This is a genomic window from Glutamicibacter sp. FBE19 (assembly GCF_015524875.1).
GTDB lineage: Bacteria > Actinomycetota > Actinomycetes > Actinomycetales > Micrococcaceae > Glutamicibacter > Glutamicibacter halophytocola.
Genome location: NZ_JACKQN010000015.1, coordinates 1 through 17345 on the forward strand (window position 1 = coordinate 1; position 17345 = coordinate 17345).

Below are 17345 nucleotides of genomic sequence, written 5' to 3' on the forward strand. Positions count from 1 at the left end.
GAACAGCGTTCTGCCCGGCGGCAGCGCGGGCGGTCCGGTGCGGACTACTTGCCCATGGATTGAGCGATCTGGCTCATCACGGTCGAGTCCGAGAGCGTGGTGGCGTCACCCACTTCTCGTCCCTCGGCCACGTCCTTGAGCAAGCGGCGCATGATCTTGCCGGAGCGGGTCTTTGGCAATTCGGGGACCACCAGCACGTGCTTCGGCTTGGCGATCGGGCCGATGTCCTTGCCCACATGGTTGCGCAGCGTGGCAACGACATCCTCGCCTTCGGCAGGCTCGGTCTGCAAGATGACGAAGGCGACGACGGCCTCGCCGGTGGTTTCATCCTTGGCGCCCACCACTGCAGCCTCAGCCACATAGGGGTGCGCGACCAGAGAGGACTCGATCTCGGTGGTGGACAGGCGGTGGCCGGACACGTTCATCACGTCATCCACGCGGCCCAGCAGCCACAGGTCCCCGTCGTCGTCCTTCTTGGCTCCGTCGCCGGCGAAGTACATGTTCTCGAAACGGGACCAGTAGGTTTCCTTGTAGCGTTCCATGTCGCCCCAGATGCCGCGCAGCATCGAAGGCCACGGCTCGCGGATCACCAGGAATCCGCCTTCGCCGTTGCCCACCGACTCGCCGGCTTCATCCACCACATCGATGCTGATGCCCGGAACCGCGACCTGCGCGGAACCTGGCTTGGTGTGGGTGACGCCGGGCAGCGGAGCGATCATGTGCGCGCCGGTCTCGGTCTGCCACCAGGTATCGACGATCGGGGTCGGGTGCTCCTTGCGCTCGCCATTCTTGCCGTTGTTGGTGCCGATGACATCGCGGTACCACATCCAGGCCTCGGGGTTGATCGGCTCGCCGACCGAACCCAGCACGCGCAGGGAGGAGAGGTCATAGCCATCGGGAATCTGGCGGCCCCACTTCATGAAGGTGCGGATGGCCGTAGGCGCGGTGTACAAAATGGAGACGCCGTACTTTTCCACCAATTCCCACCAGCGGCCCTGGTGCGGGGTGTCCGGCGTGCCCTCGTACATCAGCTGGGTCGCGCCATTGATCAGCGGGGCATAGGTGACGTAGGAATGGCCGGTGATCCAGCCGATATCGGCGGTGCACCAGTACACGTCGGTTTCCGGGTGCAGGTCGAAGGTGTCGCGATGGGTGACCGCGCCCTGGGTGAGGAAGCCGCCGGTGGTGTGGACGATGCCCTTGGGCTTGCCGGTGGTTCCCGAGGTGTAGAGCACGAATAGCGGGTGCTCGGAATCGTGGGCTACCGCGGTGTGCTCGGTGGAGGCTGCGTCCACCACCTCATGCCACCACTTGTCCAAGGGGCCGAATTCCACTGGCTCGGCGTTGCGCTTGACCACCAGAACATTTTCCACGGTGTGACCTGGAGCGGCCAGCGCGCCGTCCACTGCGGCCTTCAAGGCCGATGGCTTGCCGCGGCGCCAGGTGCCGTCGGCGGTGACCACCAGCTTGGCGTCGGCGTCGTCGATGCGGCTGCGCAATGCGTCGGCGGAGAACCCTCCGAAGACCACCGAGTGGATGGCGCCGATGCGGGCGCAGGCCAGCATGGTGATCACTGCTTCGGGAATCATCGGCAGGTACACGGCCACCCGATCGCCCTTGGCCACGCCCAGGGACTCGAAGGCATTGGCGGCCTTCTTGACCTCCTCGGTCAGCTGGGCGTACGTGTAGGTGCGGGTATCGCCTGGCTCGCCCTCGAAGTAGATCGCGACCCGGTCGCCCAGGCCGTTTTCCACGTGCCGGTCCAGCGCGTTGTAGGCCGCGTTGAGCTTGCCTCCGACAAACCACTTGGAAACCGGCGCTTGCGACCAGTCCAGGGTTTGCGTGAAATCAGTATCCCAAGTCAGCACCTTGCGGGCTTGGTCCGCCCAGTAGCCCAAGCGATCAGCCTCAGCTGCCTCATAGCTGGCCGAACTGGCCACCGCATGGTCGCTGAACTCTTTGCTGGGGGCAAAGGCACGGGTTTCATTCGACAGGTTATCCAAGGTCTTCGAATCGCTCACGGGCTTCGCATCCTTCCGCGTAGTCATAGATATTCTCTGTGATCAAAGTTACATGCTTTGCGGTCGGCGGCAGTGGTTTGTGTCACCAGCAAGGGGAATTCCGGGTGAATTCTGCGCCGAGTGGTCATCGTGCCGCGACGAACTGCATCGGATCGCGGTGTCCGAGGGTGAAAAGTGCAGGTACTCATGGCACGATCTAAGCGTGGCGAATAAAGCAAAAATGGAAACCGAATTGGGGCTCAAGCGGCGGGCTCGCAAGATCAACCGGGTGCTGGCCGATACCTACCCCTATGCGGTCCCGGAGCTGGATTTCGAGAACCCCTTCGAGCTGCTGGTCGCTACGGTGCTCTCGGCCCAGACCACCGACGTGAGGGTCAACGCCATCACCCCGGCGCTCTTTGCCAGGTTCCCGGACGCGCTAGCCATGAGCCAAGCCGAACGCAGCGAAGTCGAGGAGCTGATTCGGCCCACCGGATTCTTCCGCGCCAAGACCGACTCGCTCCTGGGCCTTTCGGCCGCGCTGGTTCAGCGCCACGATGGGCAGGTCCCGCCGGAGCTGGGGGAATTGGTCAAGCTGCCCGGGGTCGGGCGCAAAACCGCAAACGTGGTGCTGGGCAACGCCTTCGGCGTTCCGGGGATCACCGTCGACACCCACTTCGGACGCCTGGCCAACCGCTTTGGATGGACCGATGAAACCGACCCGGTGAAGGTCGAGCATGCGGTAGGGGAGCTGTTCGACAAGCGCGACTGGACCATGCTCAGCCACCGCGTGGTATTTCACGGCCGGAGGATCTGCCACGCCCGCAAACCCGCCTGCGGGGTGTGCCCGGTAGCCAAGCTGTGCCCCTCGTTCGGCCTCGGCGAGGAAATACCTGCCAAGGCAAAACAGTTGCTCAAGTATGAGCTCGCTCCCGGGCGCGAGGATCTTCTGGCAAAAATGCAAGCAGGTGCGACCCGGAGGCAGCTGAGAGCCGAAGGATATGGATTAGACGCATGAGCGCACGCAGCGAGTTGAAGCAGGTCGTCGCAAAACATCGAGCCACCGCTGGAGCACCCCAAAAGCTGCCCAACCAGTGGATCAACATGGATTTGGACAGCAACCCGGCCCGCCGGGCCGCGGTGCTGGTCCTCTTTGGCGCTGCCGGCAACGCACCGCTTGCCGACCAGGCCCGCGCCCAGGACCTGGACCTGCTTTTTGTCGAGCGGGCCGCCACGCTGCGCAAGCACGCCGGGCAGATCGCTTTTCCCGGCGGCGGCATAGACCAGGCCGATTCGAGCGCCGCAGACGCTGCACTGCGCGAGGCCTGGGAGGAAACCGGTGTGGATACCAGCGGCGTCGAGGTGCTCGGCAATTTGAGCGAGACCGAACTGCCGGTCACCAACTTCCTGGTCACCCCGGTGCTGGGCTGGTGGCATACCGAATCGCCGGTCCATGCCGTTGACCCCGCCGAAAGCGCCGGAGTTTTCAGGGCACCGGTGGCGCAGCTTCTCGATCCCAGGAACCGGCTGACCGGGGTGGTGCAGCGGAACCAGCAGAAGTTCACCTCGCCGGCCTTCGAATTTGGCGACCGGATCATTTGGGGGTTCACCGCGATCGTGCTTGACCGGCTCTTCACGGAACTGGGGTGGACGCGCGCCTGGAACCGGCACCGGGAAATGCGCATGGCCTGAAGTCTCAGCGCCTATTTGGCCTCTGCATAGTTCGAGCAGATGGCTACGCTCACCGGGAAGCGCGGGGACGCGGCCCCAAAAAGGGTGCGTCCGGCCAGCATCGCGGCTTGCTGGATCAGCTGCTTGAGCTGGTCGGCACGTTCAACAGGGCATTCGAAGACGATTTCGTCATGCACAAAAAATACCTGCTGGCACAGCTCGCCCCAGCCAGCTTGATGAATCAGATGGCGGGCATGGCCCATCCACACCAAGGCCCATTCGGCCGCGGTGGACTGGACCACAAAATTCCTGGTGAAACGGCCGCGGGCCCGGGCCGCAGCATCTGCAGCCCGCTGGGAACCTTCATCCGCGGTATCCCTTTGCGCCCGCATCCACTGCTCGTCGGCCGGTGGACAGCCGCGTCCCAAAAAGCTCCGGACGCCAGCTCCTTGCTGCCCGGCCTGCGCCGCTTGCTCGACGAAGCGCATCGCCGCGGGAAAACTCCTGGTGAGCGCCGCTCCAACCGCCCCGCTGGCGCCTCCGCCACCGCCATAAATGACCGACAGCATTCCCAGCTTGGCCTCTTGGCGGGTGGACACCAACCTGGAATCCAGGAGCCATTGATACAGGTCATCTTGCTGGCCGGCCTGCTGCAATTGCTGATCGCCGGAGATTGCGGCCAGAATTCGCGGTTCGAGCTGGCGTCCATCTGCCACGACAAAGGTCCGTCCCGGCTGGGTGCGGACTACCTGGCGGATGGCGTGAGGCAATTGCAACGCCCCGCCGCCAGAAGCTGCCCACCGTCCGGAGACCACAGTGCCCAAGACGTAGTGGGGATGGAAACGGCCATTTTTCACCCATTGGTCCAGCCAGGTATCCCCGTGCGCACTGGCCAACCGGGAGAGCTTCTTGTAATCCAGAACTTGCTGGATCACCGGATGGCTGATCTGTTCCAGTTCCCAGGCACGGGCCGAACGCACCGCAAAACCGGCCTTATGCAAAGCCTTGAGCAATTCTTGCGGTGAATCGGGGTTCAAACCGGGGCTCTGCAGCGCGATCGCCAGCTCTTGGGCCTTGGCGGCCAGCTTTGGAGGGCGCGCATAGTCGGAGACCTTCTGGCCCAGCTGCTCGCGCAGCAAGGCACGATGGCCGGACTCATCCCATGAAAGCCCCGCATGCTCCATCTCGCAGGCGATCAGCGCGCCCACCGATTCAGCGTGAACCAGCAGCTCGAGGCGCTTGCGGGCCACCGCGTCTTGCGGCAGCGCACCGCGCTGCTGGGCATAGAGCTGGATCAGGTCAGCCAGCGATTCGCCAAAGGCCGGCGTATCAAAGAGGGCATCCTGGTCAATGCGTCCAGCAGCGGCCACTGGATGTTCAAGGTCAAAATCGGCGAGCTGCCCACTGGCCATGGGCGAGCGGTGCATGATGCGCTGGGCCAAGGACAATACGTGGGCCTTGGCAAGATAAACGCCAGCGGAAATCAGCGGCTGCATCCACGGGGTCGTGCGAAGCATTGCCCAGCGGGGCCCGAGCTCGGCTTCGGTCTGGGCCACAACCTGTGCAAAATCCTCTCGCGAGACCGGAAAAACTGCTCTCAAAGGCTGAGCTGAATCGCTGTCGCGGATGTCTATGAGGGCGTAGCCATCAGGATCAGGCGCGAGAAAGGCAATGGCACTCATATGTACATTGTGCCGTGCCGGGAGCAGATATCCCCATTTGGCTTGCACCCGGGGATCAGCACGGTGCGCAAATGCCACGATCGATAAATGAAATGGCTAACTGGCTCCCCATCCGCGCTCCAAGAGCAGCACAACAACCGCTTCGTGATGACGCAGCTTGATGACTTGAGGACCGTCTTGCCGGCGGATCATGTGCCTGGAAGCGGGCCTGGAGCTGCTGATGAACCGGTCTGCACCATCGTCAGCAGCGATCCGCAGATCGTGGACTTGTGCGCAGCCGTTGCGGTTGGCGCCGCGGTGCGCATTGTTCAATGCACTGATCCGCAGGACTTGAACCGGGCTGCTACCGGGCCAGTGCTCTGGGGCAGCGACATGGCTGGGCTGGCAGGCGATGCCGGGCACAGGGTCGATGTCCTGGCAGGGCTCGAAACCGCGGCCAGCGAGTTGTGGTCGCTGGCCAGCAGGTTCCCCAAAGCGCGGGTGGCGCTCCTGCCTTCGGCAGGACAGTGGCTCGGAGAATATCTGGGACTGTGGGCCATGCGTGCCGGTCACGGCCATACCCTTTCCTTGGGGGCGACCGCCGGTGGACTGGGAACCAGCACCCTTGCGTTGCTGCTGGCCCATGCCGGAACACTCAGCGGGCTGCGCAGCATAGTCGTTGACCTGGATCCGCATTCCCAGGGTTTGTGGCCGCGGGCCACTGCACGGCCGCCAACAGGTATCGGGTGGGAAGAGCTGCAGCATTCCGGAGGCAGGCTTGCGGCACATCAACTAGCCGAGACCTTGCCGCAGTTGCGCACTACGTCCGTGCTGACCTGGTCCCAGGCAACCGAGCACGAAGCAGTGGAAGAACAACTCATGATCCGCCTGCTGGCTGCCGCGCGCCAAGGCTTCGACTTCGTGGTGCTGGATGCCGGGCGCTACCCTCATCCGCAGCAGGGCGTTATCAACCAATTCATCAACCGGCAGGTGTACACGGCGCATGGCTCAAGCTTTCCTGCACAAGGCGAGGTGGTGCTCTGCGGAAAACAGCAACCGCGGTACGAACCAGCCTCCAGCGCAGAAATACTTGGCACCTTTCCAACTTCTTCACGCATCATCAAAGCCGAAAGCCGCGGCGAATTGTTCGATAGCTTCAAATCCCGGGGCTTGCGCCAGTCGCTGGCAAACCTGCGCCTGCTCCCGCAACTTCAAGGCCAGAAACCATGAACTCCGGGCGACACAGCAAAGACAGCGGGATGATCTTTTCCGGTCACGCACTGAACGCCAAAATTTTGGAATCCGTGCGGGAAAGGGCCTTGCAATCCGGAGGGCAATTGGACGCGATCGCGCTGGCGGGGGCGGTCCACGATTCCGGGGCAGCGCTGGGATCGCAAGGCGCCGCTCAGTCGCTGGAGAGATTGCAGCACGAGGTCGCAGGGTTATCGGTCCTGGAACCTTTCGCCAGGATCCCCGATGTCACCGATGTGCTCGTTGACGGACAAGGCCAGGTCTGGACCGATTCGCCTCGCGGACTGGAGCTGATGGATTTCAAGTTTCCCTCGGCGGAACGAGTCCGAGAATTAGCCGTGCACCTGGCGACCTTGGCAGGGAAACGACTTGATTCAGCTAGCCCGTTCATGGACATGAGCCTGAAGAACTACCGCGTGCATGCCGTGCTTCCGCCGATTGCCACGCAAGGGCCGCTGATCTCGATACGCGTCAAGCATGCAGCCCGCCTCGGCCTTGAAGAAGTCTTGCAGTCTTCCTTGCCATTTTGGGTTCCACTTTTGAAAGCAGTCATTGAGAAGCAATTGAATTTCTTGGTGACCGGGGGAACCGGCAGTGGCAAAACCACACTGCTCCAGGCCATGCTTGCCCAAGCCGATGAACAACAGCGGTTGGTGATTGTGGAGGATTCCCAGGAATTGCAAATCAATCACCCGCATGCGGTTTCGTTGCAAACCAGGTCAGCAAATGTGGAATCAGCTGGGCGGGTACAGCTCAAGGACCTCGTCGTCCAGGCCCTGCGCATGCGCCCAGACCGACTGATAGTCGGGGAATGCCGCGGTGAAGAGATCAGGGACTTCTTGGCAGCAATGAACACCGGCCATCAAGGCGCTGCCGGTACATTGCATGCCAATAATCCGGCGTCGGTTCCCGCCCGGCTTGCTGCGCTCGGCGCCTTGGCAGGCTGGAGCGTCCAGGCCACCTCACTGCAAGCGTCGAGTGCGCTGGACCTGGTCATCCACATGAGCCGCGGTGAGCACGGACGGCGCGGGCCGGTTGGACTGGGATGCCTAGAAACAGATGAGGCGGGGCGCATGCGCATGAGCACCCTGATTGACTTGCACAGCAATCGTCCTCTGACCGCGGATGGCCGGCAGATGGTGAAACAGAAGTTCGGAAATGCTCTCGCAGAGGATCTGGAAAACGAACTAGCAGCGGTGGGCAGTGCAGGGGAATCACCATGCTGATATTGGTCCTGAGCGCCGCAGCCCTGTGGCTCTGGTTGCCCGCCATGAGCGGCGAGGCAAGCTTGTCAACGAAAAAATGGATGATGTGGCGCGGCCTCAGCTGGCACAACCATGAACCGATGCACACGCTGAACGACGACGCCCGAATAATTCGAGAACTCTCGGCCTTGCTTCGCAGCGGCCTCGGATTCCACCCAGCGCTGGACGCATTATTGGAAGTTGAAAATGGCACGGGCCATATTGTCCAGGCATTGAAAGACCTGCGGGCAGTCCATCGATTGAACAACCAGAACAGCTACGACACCAAGGGAGATAACCTTCCAGAGCATGCCGCCGTCCAGCGGCTGCACTGGTGCCTGCAGATCTCGCAGCGCAGCGGAGCAACCTTGGCAGAAGTTCTCGAACGCCTAGCCGAGGACTTGGAATCAGCCTCGGTCGCCCAGCAGTCATTCGATGCCGCCATGGCCGGGCCCAGGGCTACGACGAAGCTGCTCACCTGGCTGCCACTAGTGGGGTTCGGCTTTGGCCTGCTGGTAGGCATCGACGTTCTCGGGACACTTCTCTCCTCATGGGCTGCGCAACTAAGCGTCGTCATCGGCGCGGCACTCTGGATTGCCAATAGGGTGTGGTGCCAGCGGCTGATGCATTCGACCTCGGCCCAGGCACTGTCATGAATCTCCTGATTCTGCTTTGCGCAGCCCTTGCCGCAGCTTTCATGCTGGGCACGGGCGCATCAGAGCGGGCTTCGAACCGCGGTAGCCCCGCAAAGGCAAAAGACCATGGCCAGACTCAACATCAGCCCATCGAATTGGTGCTGGACCTCAGCGCCAGCCTGCTGGAATCAGGGATGCCCATTACAGACATTCTCGACTTATTGGGAAGCAGCATCGACCAGTGCAAGGTCCTGCGCAGTGTCGCCCGGTGTCTGGAAATGAATCTGCCGTGGGACAAAGCGTGGGAAGCGGCACCAAGCTGGTTGGCTCCTCTGCGAAAATCATTGCATTTCGCCCATGCCACGGGTGCGCCAGCCGCAACCTTGCTGCGCAACACTGCGGCGCTGCAGCGTCGAGAACACACGCAGAAAGTGGCTCGTCTTGGCGCGCAATTCGGTACAAGGCTGGTCCTGCCCCTAGGCGCTTGCGCCTTGCCGGCATTCATCGCCCTAGGTGTTGTTCCGCTGATCATTGCGTTGTTCCCCAGCATGTAGCGGACCTGCAGCTTTTGATCGATGAGTTATACCCAGATCGCCGCGAACCGGAGCCCGGCCAGCGGCAAATGGCTGACAGTGAAATCACACCGTCAACGGCACCGAGGCCGTCGACAAAAGATATTGAGAAAGGTCAAAACAATGAACCGACAATTCCGCGAGATCATGGACCAGCTGAAGGACGAGCGAGGTTCCACTACCGCCGAATTCGCCATGGTCACCCTGGCTGCCGTGGCATTCGCCGGGCTGCTGATCAGCATCCTTTCCAGCGGCGATGTGCGTGGAATGCTGATGGGCCTGATCACCAAAGCCTTGTCGTTGTAGGTCATGAAGCTCAGTGATGACAAGGGGAGCAGCACCGCAGAATTTGCGGTGCTGCTCCCCGCGGTCGCGTTGATGCTGTCGTTGCTGTTGTGCTTTGGCGCTCTGGGCATCCAACAGATACAGGTACAACAAGCCGCGGGAGCGATGGCCAGGGAATTGGCCCGCGGTGAAGACCGGGCAACCGCGCAAGCCAGTGGGGTTCGGCTAGCGGGAAACAAGGCGAGTTTTGCTATTTCCACCGGAGGCGGATTTTCAAAAGTCACCGTCCGCAAATCGGTTCAGGTGCCCCTCGTGGGCAGTGTTCAAATACGCGGCGAGGCGAGTGTGGCTGTCGAATGAATCAACGAATTTCACATCTGGCTTCTGAGCGAGGCAGCGGTACCGTGGTCACCACCGCCTTGGTGATCATGGCTTTGCTGTTGGCCGGGGTGCTTCTTGCGTGGGTCGCTGCCGTGCATGCCGCAATGAACGCGGCGGCAGCTGCGGATCTGGCAGCCCTAGTTGGCGCGGATACGGCACGCGGACTGCGCCCGGGAGACCCCTGCGGCGTCGCGCGATCCCTTGCCCAGGCAAATAGCGCATTGCTGGAGTCCTGCATCGTCGAGCCCGATGGCCAAACGGTGGCAGTTTCGGCAAAAGTCCCAGTGTCGTTCCATGCCCTGGGAATCGAACTGTATGCCGCTAGGGCCAAAGCCCGGGCAGGAGCACCGCCACTAGACCAGACCGAATAGCAGCCAGCACTAAACTAGCGGTGGTGGCGCGGCTCGACATCGTCCAGGACGGCGCTCAGCAAGAGGATCGCTCCGGCCTTATCCAGTGGATTGTTCCGATTGCCGCATTTCGGAGACTGGACGCAGCTAGGGCACCCATATTGGCATTCACACGATTCGATGGCATCCCTGGTTGCACGCACCCAGTCGGTGAACCGTTCGAACCCGCGCTCGGCGAACCCTGCTCCACCGGGCTGCGCATCATAGACAAAGATGGTCGGATGCCCGGTATCCATATGCAATGCGGTAGAGACACCACCGATATCCCATCGGTCGCTTGTTGCCACCAACGGCAACAAGCCGATCATCGCGTGCTCGGCGGCATGCAGCGCCCCTGGGAACTGATCCACGGTGAGCCCGGCCCGTAGCAGCCTTTGCTCCGTCATCGTGAACCATACCGATTTGGTGTTCAGATCGCGTGCTTCAAGTTCCAACGGTTCCTCAGAGAGCACCTCATTGGATGCGACGGATTTTCGCTGGAACGAGACAACTTGAGTCGTGACGGTCACTTCGCCGAAGTGGATATTCAGCTCCTGGTGGCTGCTTTTCCGCTCTTCCGAATCTACTGCCACAGTGGTTAGATCCCGGGCAGTGGTGTAGTAGTCAGGGTTTACCCGGGTCACGACCACTACGTGGTTTTGCTCGTCCAATTCTTCAACGTGGTAGCTCGCTCCCTGATGGACATAAATGGCTCCGGGATGAGCCTGATAATGAGTTTGCGGAGAATCCATGGTTCCCAGCAGGGCACCGGTTTCAGCATCAATAATGTCAACGGGGCCGCCGCCGTCGGCACGGATGGAAAACATCGCAGCAGCGTGTTGCGGGTGGGTCCAGAACCAGCCAGCTGGCCTCCGGCGCAGATAACCTCGTTGAACCAGGGACTCCAGCAGTTCTTCGGTGCGCGGGCCAAAGAGCCCGAGTTCCTCGGGGCGCAGCGGAGATTCCTGGGCGGCGGCGCAAAGGTGCCCGCTGAGCACGTACTTATTGTGCGGATCAAAAACCGTGGCTTCCACACCCAAATCGAAAATAGCCTCGGGGTGGTGGGCCAGATAGGTATCCAAGGGATCTTCCGCAGCCACAAAGATGGCCAAGGCATCTTGGCCAGAGCGCCCCGCGCGACCGATCTGCTGGAAGAACGAAGCACGAGTCCCGGGCCACCCGGCAACGACTACGGCATCCAGCCCAGCAATATCGATACCCAATTCCAGGGCAGAGGTCGAGGTGACTCCAAGAAGTTCGCCGCTGCGCAGCTGCCTTTCCACTTCCCTGCGTTCAGTCGGCAGGTAGCCGGAGCGGTAGGCGGCTAATCGTACAGAGAGTTCGGGGGCGAATCGTTCTAGATGCTTCCGGGTGAGTGCTGCGATGGTTTCCGCGCCACGACGAGACTTGATGAAAACAATGGTTCGAGTGTGATCCGCCATGAGATCGGTAAGAATTGACGCGCTTTCAGCGATAGCCGTGCGGCGTACCGGCGCTCCATTTTCTCCTCGATGTTCCGTCAAAGGAGGCTCCCACAAGCCAATGACAAGCTCACCACTGGCAGAGAAGTCATGGGTTACGGCCTTGGCCGGCGCGCCAATGAGCCGGCCAAATGATTCTTCCGGGTCGGAGCTAGTCGCGGAAGCTCCAATAAAAATGGGGGAGGCGCCATAGTGGGCGCAAATCCGTCGCAAGCGTCGCATCAGGTTGGCCACGTGTGCCCCGAAAACGCCCCGGTACGAGTGAGCTTCATCGATGATGATGTAGCGCAACCGCTTGAAGAACCGAGACCAGGCAGGATGATTCGGCATGATCCCGCGGTGCAGCATGTCCGGGTTGGTGAAGACAAAATTCGCGTGCTGGCGAACCCAGGTTCTCGTGGCCTGGTCGGTGTCGCCATCGTAGGCAGACGCGCGCACGCCGGGGACATCGAGGGCCTGCACCGCAGAGAGCTGATCTGCAGCCAAGGCCTTGGTCGGGCATATGTAGAGTACAGACGCGGCGGCATCCGCGTCATTAAATCCGCTATCGCGGGAGTTGTAGAGGGCGTCCAAGCCAGGCATCAGATAGGCCATCGACTTGCCGGACGCCGTGCCAGTGGACACGATCGTGTGCTGGCCTTCGTGGATGAGATTCGCTGCTTGGGCCTGGTGCAACCACGGGCGCTGGATTCCCAAGCCCTGGAAGATTTCAACCAGTTCATGGCTCAGCCATTGCGGCCAATCGCTCGTGATTTCATCCTTGGCTGGCCGGGAACGCCGATGCAATACGGCTTCGGGGTCATTGCTGCGGTCATTCGGATCCAACAAGGAACGCACTGACTTCACGTAAACGCCTTTCGGAACCATGAATTGCTGAAGTTAAAGACTATCGCCGTACCCAACACTTTGATCTGTCGGGTACGGCGAGAGGGAAATTCTGAATGGCTTAGGCCTTGAACATCACAACTTTGCCTAGTGAAGTCCACCCCAAGGATGCGTACAACTGCTGTCCGTCAACCGACGCGATCAGCAGGCCTTCCTCAACGTCATGTTCCTGAGCCAGGGACGCCAATGCGCGCATGATCAGTGTGCCCAGGCCGCGGCGACGGAAATCTGCGCCGGTGATGATGCGGTCGAAAATGGCGAAGCCATTAACGGCAGATACATGGCCGGACGCGGCAACAACTTGCTGGTCGTCCTCGGGGTGCAATGACACGTATGCGTGGGTGCCATCGCGCTCAATCTGGAAGATGAAACCGTCAGCAGGAAGTGGGACCTCAACGTCATGCACGGCAAGTTCGGTAACCATAAGTGCTTCGTCGTCGGCCGTGACCTGAAGGCCAACTTCATTGGCGATTGCGACCAGGCTTTCGGCCGAATCGTCGAAGGCGGTGAGTCGACGGTTAGGGTGCTTTTTCAGGGTCTCGGCAACCGCGGCCAGTTCCTCTTTGGACGGGCCGTAAATTACGTATTCCCAGTCTTCAGTGGTGTCGTGACGCAGGGCAGCGTGGACTCGTCCCTCGTTGCGAGTTTCATAGCCACGGGCTCCTGCCCAGCCGGTTACCCAGGTGCCGATCAGTTCATCGCTTGCGTTTGATGCCATAATTTGACCCTACCTTGTCTTTCCTAGGAATTCGCTGACATTGAACTAATCGTTGCCTACTTGAAACTCTTGGACTGCCCGAGAAATCACGACTAATCATTGTGACGTTGCTCTTTTACTCGGCGTTTCGCGGCCAAAAGCTACTAATATTGTATGGTGGCCATTCATCGCATTGTTCTGTATTACGCATTTACTCCGCTTCCTGACCCCGAAGCTATCCGCTTGTGGCAGCGTTCATTATTGGAGCGCTGGGGATTGCGCGGACGCATCATCATCTCCAAGGACGGCATCAACGGTACCGTCGGTGGCGAAATCTCGGCCGTCAAGGCCTACGTCAAAGCTACACGCGAACTACCTGCCTTCAAGAAGATGGACATCAAATGGTCCGAAGGCTCGGCCGAAGACTTCCCTCGCATCTCGGTCAAAGTCCGCGACGAGATCGTCACCTTCGGCGCACCGGGTGAGCTGGAAGTCGATGAGAACGGTGTTGTTGGCGGCGGCACCCACCTGCGTCCCGAAGAGCTGCACGAGCTGGTGGACACCAAGAAGAAGTCCGGCGAAAAGGTGCACTTCTTCGACGGGCGCAACGCCTTCGAGGCGCAGATCGGCAAGTTCAAGGACGCTATTGTTCCTGAAGTGGACACCACCCGCGATTTCGTCGCTGAACTCGATTCGGGCAAATACGACCACCTGAAGGATCAGCCTGTCGTTACCTATTGCACCGGCGGTATCCGATGCGAAGTGCTGTCGGCACTGATGGTCAAGCGCGGCTTCCAAGAGGTTTACCAGATGCAGGGCGGCATCGTCCGCTATGGAGAGAAGTACGCCGACGAAGGCCTGTGGGAAGGTTCCCTGTACGTCTTCGACAAGCGCATGCACACCGAGTTCTCCGAGAACGCGACGACTATCGGCAAATGCGTTGGCTGCGAAGGCCCTACGAACAAGTTCGAGAACTGCTCGAACCCAACCTGCCGCAACCTGCGACTGTTCTGCGAAGACTGCGCACAAGATGAGCAACTGCGACGTTGCCCGGATTGCAGCAGCGTCGACGCCTGATAGCGCAGACGGACCTTTGACTCGGCACCAGCCTTCATATGAAAGCTGGTGCCGAGTTTTTCGCTGCTGGACTAGTCGGCTGCGCTAGGCCACAAACCCAGCGAGGCATCGCGTATCTGTGATTCTTCGTCTTCGGTGCGATAGATTTTCAAGCCCCTGGCCTGATAATTCGGCAGGGCCGCTGGCCCGTCCAAGGAGCAAGTATGCAGCCAAACGCGGGCGACTTCTGGCAACTCGGGCCAGCGCGAGGCCAGATCCCAGGCCCGGCTGAGCGCTTCTGTAAGCAGAACGCCGCCCAACCCGCGACCGGTGGCTTCAGGGAACAGCCCGAAGTAGAAGATTTCTACCTCGCTGCCGGAATCGCAGCGAGTGGTGGCGAGCTCGAAATACCCCTTGGGAGAACCGTCCAGATACAGGACCCAGGTTTCTGAACCGGGGCGCTGCAGGACTTCGTTCCACTGGGCGCGAGTCGAATCCAACCGGTCTGCCCAATGCAATTCGCTGCCGACGCCTTGGTAGAGGAATCGCGAGAATTCGGGGGTGATGTCCTGAGCCTGCTCGACGCGCGCGTTCTTCGGCAATGATCTGCTGGAAGGGATGACTTCGCTGGCGCTCAGCTGCTGGAGAAAGGTAACCGTCACTTGAGTCATGCCACTATCCTAGTGTCGATAGCATGCCAGGTCGTTTCCATTGGCGGCGGCGTGACTAGGTAGACTTGCACGCGTGAATGCCGCCGAATTTTCTGCCCTAGACGATACTCCTCAAAGTGCCGACCAGCACTTGCTTGACATGCTTGCCAAGGATTTGAACCATGTCGGCTACGGCTACGAGAAGGTAGCCGAACTGCTTGGCGAGGAAGCGGCCGCTGCTTTTGACCGGGATCAGATTCATCCTGCTTTGCGGGTCCTAGAGCGCCAGAAGCCGCAATCGCCTCTGGTCACCGTGGTGCGCCTTTTCCAATTGGGGCAGTCCGAAGCGGAATCTGCCATCAATCGGGCCTTCAGCAACTTGAAGACCGAAGGCCTGCTCAAGCTGGGATTGATTGAAGCGTGGGCCAACGGATTCCGCGCCACGCTCGCCTTGTCGCTGCATTCCTCGGATGCAGATGGTGAACTGTGGGTCGCCCATGACCTGGGCGCGCATCAGCGCCCAGGAGTTCTGCGCACCGATCACGTATTGGGAATTGGGCAGGCCTCGCTCACATTGGCCCAGCTGACCATCCGTTCCACGGTTGATCGAGCCCTTGATCTTGGCACCGGCTGCGGCATCCAGCTTTTCCATTTGCTCTCCCACGCGCAGCACGTCACTGCAACGGACCTGTCCAAGCGAGCCTTGGGCTTTGCTCGCTTCAACCTGCTGCTGAACCACCGCACGCTCGGGCTCGATCCGCAAAACCTTGAGTCCCGAGTCACGCTGCTTCAGGGCAGCTTGTTTGAACCGGTCGAAGGGCAGCGCTTTGACCTGATCGCCAGCAACCCACCGTTCGTGATTACGCCACGCAGTTCCACCGAGCGGGCCAAGGACCGCTTCACCTATCGTGACGGCGGGATGGCAGGGGACCGATTGGTCAGTACCCTCATAGAACAGGCGCCCGAGTTCTTGAACCCCGGCGGCTCGATGCAGATGCTCTCCAACTGGGAGATTCCTCGCCTGGACGATGATTCAAATGCTCCATGGGATGCCCGTGTGCGCCAGTGGTTTGGCGATCAGCTGGATGTCTGGGTGATCGAACGCGAACAGGCCACGCCAAGCGGCTATGCCGAAACCTGGCTGCGTGACTCCTCGCAGACTGAAGACCAGGCATCCTATATCGCCGCCTACAATGCCTACCTCGACGATTTCGAATCCAGGAATGTTGCGGCCGTCGGCTTTGGGCTCGTGTACTTCCGGCGCCCCGATGGCCAGCGTCCGGTAATCCAAAGCTACGAGCAGATTAATCATTCGGTGGAGCAGCCTCTGGCTCCGACACTGCAACGGGATATTGCCATGGCAGATGAATTGGGGCGCGCCGGAGAAGGCTTCAAGGAATGGCATCTGCTCGTTGCCGACGATGTGACCGAAGAACGCCATCAGCGCCCCGGGGCGGAACATCCTGGGGTGATTCTGCTGCGGCAGGGAGCCGGTCTTCGCAGGACTGAGTTGCTCGACACTGCTCAGGCTGGTTTCGTTTCGGCGTGCGACGGTGATTTATCAGTATTTCAGCTAGTCAACGCCTTGGACTCGTTGATCGGCGAGGGGCAGGAAGACTTCGCTGATCGGCTTTATGAAGCAGTGAAGCGCCTCTTGCTACATGGCATGCTTCGTAAAATGTGAAACAAGCGCTAAAGTTTTTGCCTATGACACGCAACACAATTGAGGAACAGGCGGAGGTTGCCTCGTCGGTGGAGAGCGGTATTCCCAAGCTCGTCTCCATCACAGACCCGCAAGCCATTCGAGCGTTGGCCCATGACGCTCGACTCATCGTCTTGGATGAACTCTTCGCCTCCCAGACGACCCGTACCGCAACCGAGTTGGCTTCGCTGTGCGCGCTGACGCCCAGCGCTATGAGCTACCACCTGCGGGCTCTGGAGAAGTATGGGTATGTGATTCGCGCCGCGAGCGAGGGTGATGCTCGCGAACGTCGCTGGCGCGCTGCCGGCGAACGCCTGGAGCTGAATACCCAGATCGACTCGACCAACGCAAAAACCGCATATCTGAACGTGCAATTGAACGCATTTAGAACGCGATTGAATGCTGAAGTGCAGCGACGCGAGGCGGAAGCGAAGGCTGGGATCACCCCCGATCCGGATCGGCCACCCATGCTCACCAGCGGCTTGGTCTTCCTTTCAGAAGAAAAGCAGCGTGAGTTCAACCGCAGAATGTTGGACCTCGTCTACGAGTACGAGGCCAAAGCTACTGCAGAGGAACGCAGTATTGACTCGCGTCGTATGTTCTACTTAATCTCGTTGCTTCCTGAATATCAGACATCAGTGGAGGCAACAATATAAATTGCCTCGCTCAAAGCACAGCAATTCTTCGGTGTAAGATCATCGGGAAATGTGGCTATAGAGTAGGCACAAAGAACGAAGCTGTGATGGCGGATTTAAAATGGACCACATAATGGTCCTGAGAATCCG

17 protein-coding genes are annotated in these 17345 nt (G+C 60.3%); 12 read left to right on the top strand and 5 right to left on the bottom strand.

The genetic code is table 11. The features are described 5' to 3' along the window. Window positions 1–44: 44 nt before the first annotated feature. Window positions 45–2048, bottom strand: a complete 2004-nt coding sequence (gene acs / locus H6F58_RS17155) for an acetate--CoA ligase (protein ID WP_146275888.1) — start codon at window positions 2046–2048, stop codon at window positions 45–47. A gap of 193 nt (window positions 2049–2241) precedes the next feature. Here acs and nth point away from each other — a divergent pair, with 193 nt between their 5' ends. Next, window positions 2242–3018: an endonuclease III gene (gene nth / locus H6F58_RS17160; protein WP_195182221.1), complete on the top strand. Its 777-nt coding sequence runs from the start codon at window positions 2242–2244 to the stop codon at window positions 3016–3018. Continuing rightward, window positions 3015–3692: a CoA pyrophosphatase gene (locus H6F58_RS17165; protein ID WP_195182222.1), complete on the top strand. Its 678-nt coding sequence runs from the start codon at window positions 3015–3017 to the stop codon at window positions 3690–3692. The genes nth and H6F58_RS17165 overlap by 4 nt, the downstream gene beginning before the upstream one ends. Window positions 3693–3703: 11 nt before the next feature. Here H6F58_RS17165 and H6F58_RS17170 read toward each other — a convergent pair whose 3' ends face one another. Then, complete coding sequence (locus H6F58_RS17170) at window positions 3704–5353, bottom strand: bifunctional 3'-5' exonuclease/DNA polymerase (protein ID WP_195182223.1); 1650 nt, start codon at window positions 5351–5353, stop codon at window positions 3704–3706. 87 nt (window positions 5354–5440) lie between these two features. On the opposite strand from H6F58_RS17170, the gene H6F58_RS17175 reads away from it, so the two are divergent. The 7 genes from H6F58_RS17175 to H6F58_RS17205 all read left to right on the top strand — a co-directional run bounded on the left by H6F58_RS17175 (window position 5441) and on the right by H6F58_RS17205 (window position 10071). After that, window positions 5441–6562, top strand: coding sequence for a hypothetical protein (locus tag H6F58_RS17175; protein ID WP_195182224.1), 1122 nt, complete (start codon window positions 5441–5443; stop codon window positions 6560–6562). After that, a complete protein-coding gene (locus tag H6F58_RS17180) occupies window positions 6559–7809 on the top strand; it encodes a TadA family conjugal transfer-associated ATPase (protein WP_195182225.1) in 1251 nt (416 codons plus the stop codon). Before H6F58_RS17175 ends, H6F58_RS17180 begins: the two co-directional genes overlap by 4 nt. Next, window positions 7803–8483 (top strand): type II secretion system F family protein, encoded by a 681-nt coding sequence (locus tag H6F58_RS17185; protein WP_195182226.1) that lies wholly within the window; start codon window positions 7803–7805, stop codon window positions 8481–8483. Before H6F58_RS17180 ends, H6F58_RS17185 begins: the two co-directional genes overlap by 7 nt. After that, window positions 8480–9016: a type II secretion system F family protein gene (locus tag H6F58_RS17190; RefSeq protein WP_195182227.1), complete on the top strand. Its 537-nt coding sequence runs from the start codon at window positions 8480–8482 to the stop codon at window positions 9014–9016. Before H6F58_RS17185 ends, H6F58_RS17190 begins: the two co-directional genes overlap by 4 nt. Before the next feature lie 141 nt (window positions 9017–9157). Beyond that, on the top strand, window positions 9158–9340 hold the full coding sequence (locus tag H6F58_RS17195; protein WP_195182228.1) for a DUF4244 domain-containing protein: 183 nt from the start codon (window positions 9158–9160) through the stop codon (window positions 9338–9340). A 3-nt stretch (window positions 9341–9343) separates the two neighbouring features. Beyond that, on the top strand, window positions 9344–9679 hold the full coding sequence (locus H6F58_RS17200; RefSeq protein WP_060702349.1) for a TadE family type IV pilus minor pilin: 336 nt from the start codon (window positions 9344–9346) through the stop codon (window positions 9677–9679). Beyond that, the gene (locus H6F58_RS17205; RefSeq protein ID WP_195182229.1) at window positions 9676–10071 is read left to right on the top strand and encodes an Rv3654c family TadE-like protein; all 396 of its coding nucleotides are present in this window, start codon (window positions 9676–9678) and stop codon (window positions 10069–10071) included. Before H6F58_RS17200 ends, H6F58_RS17205 begins: the two co-directional genes overlap by 4 nt. A gap of 14 nt (window positions 10072–10085) precedes the next feature. Here the strand turns inward: H6F58_RS17205 and H6F58_RS17210 are convergent, their stop codons facing one another. After that, a complete protein-coding gene (locus H6F58_RS17210; protein WP_195182230.1) occupies window positions 10086–12416 on the bottom strand; it encodes a DEAD/DEAH box helicase in 2331 nt (776 codons plus the stop codon). A 100-nt stretch (window positions 12417–12516) separates the two neighbouring features. Then, the gene (locus tag H6F58_RS17215; RefSeq protein ID WP_060702347.1) at window positions 12517–13173 is read right to left on the bottom strand and encodes a GNAT family N-acetyltransferase; all 657 of its coding nucleotides are present in this window, start codon (window positions 13171–13173) and stop codon (window positions 12517–12519) included. Between the two features lie 156 nt (window positions 13174–13329). Here H6F58_RS17215 and H6F58_RS17220 point away from each other — a divergent pair, with 156 nt between their 5' ends. Further along, window positions 13330–14229, top strand: a complete 900-nt coding sequence (locus H6F58_RS17220; protein WP_075972611.1) for a rhodanese-related sulfurtransferase — start codon at window positions 13330–13332, stop codon at window positions 14227–14229. 71 nt (window positions 14230–14300) lie between these two features. Here H6F58_RS17220 and H6F58_RS17225 read toward each other — a convergent pair whose 3' ends face one another. Continuing rightward, window positions 14301–14879: a GNAT family N-acetyltransferase gene (locus tag H6F58_RS17225; RefSeq protein ID WP_146275866.1), complete on the bottom strand. Its 579-nt coding sequence runs from the start codon at window positions 14877–14879 to the stop codon at window positions 14301–14303. Window positions 14880–14952: 73 nt separating this feature from the next. Between H6F58_RS17225 and H6F58_RS17230 the strand changes: the two genes are divergently transcribed. Then, window positions 14953–16542 (top strand): methyltransferase, encoded by a 1590-nt coding sequence (locus H6F58_RS17230; protein ID WP_146275864.1) that lies wholly within the window; start codon window positions 14953–14955, stop codon window positions 16540–16542. A 23-nt stretch (window positions 16543–16565) separates the two neighbouring features. Then, complete coding sequence (locus H6F58_RS17235; protein WP_060703455.1) at window positions 16566–17216, top strand: helix-turn-helix domain-containing protein; 651 nt, start codon at window positions 16566–16568, stop codon at window positions 17214–17216. The last annotated feature ends 129 nt before the right edge of the window (window positions 17217–17345 follow it).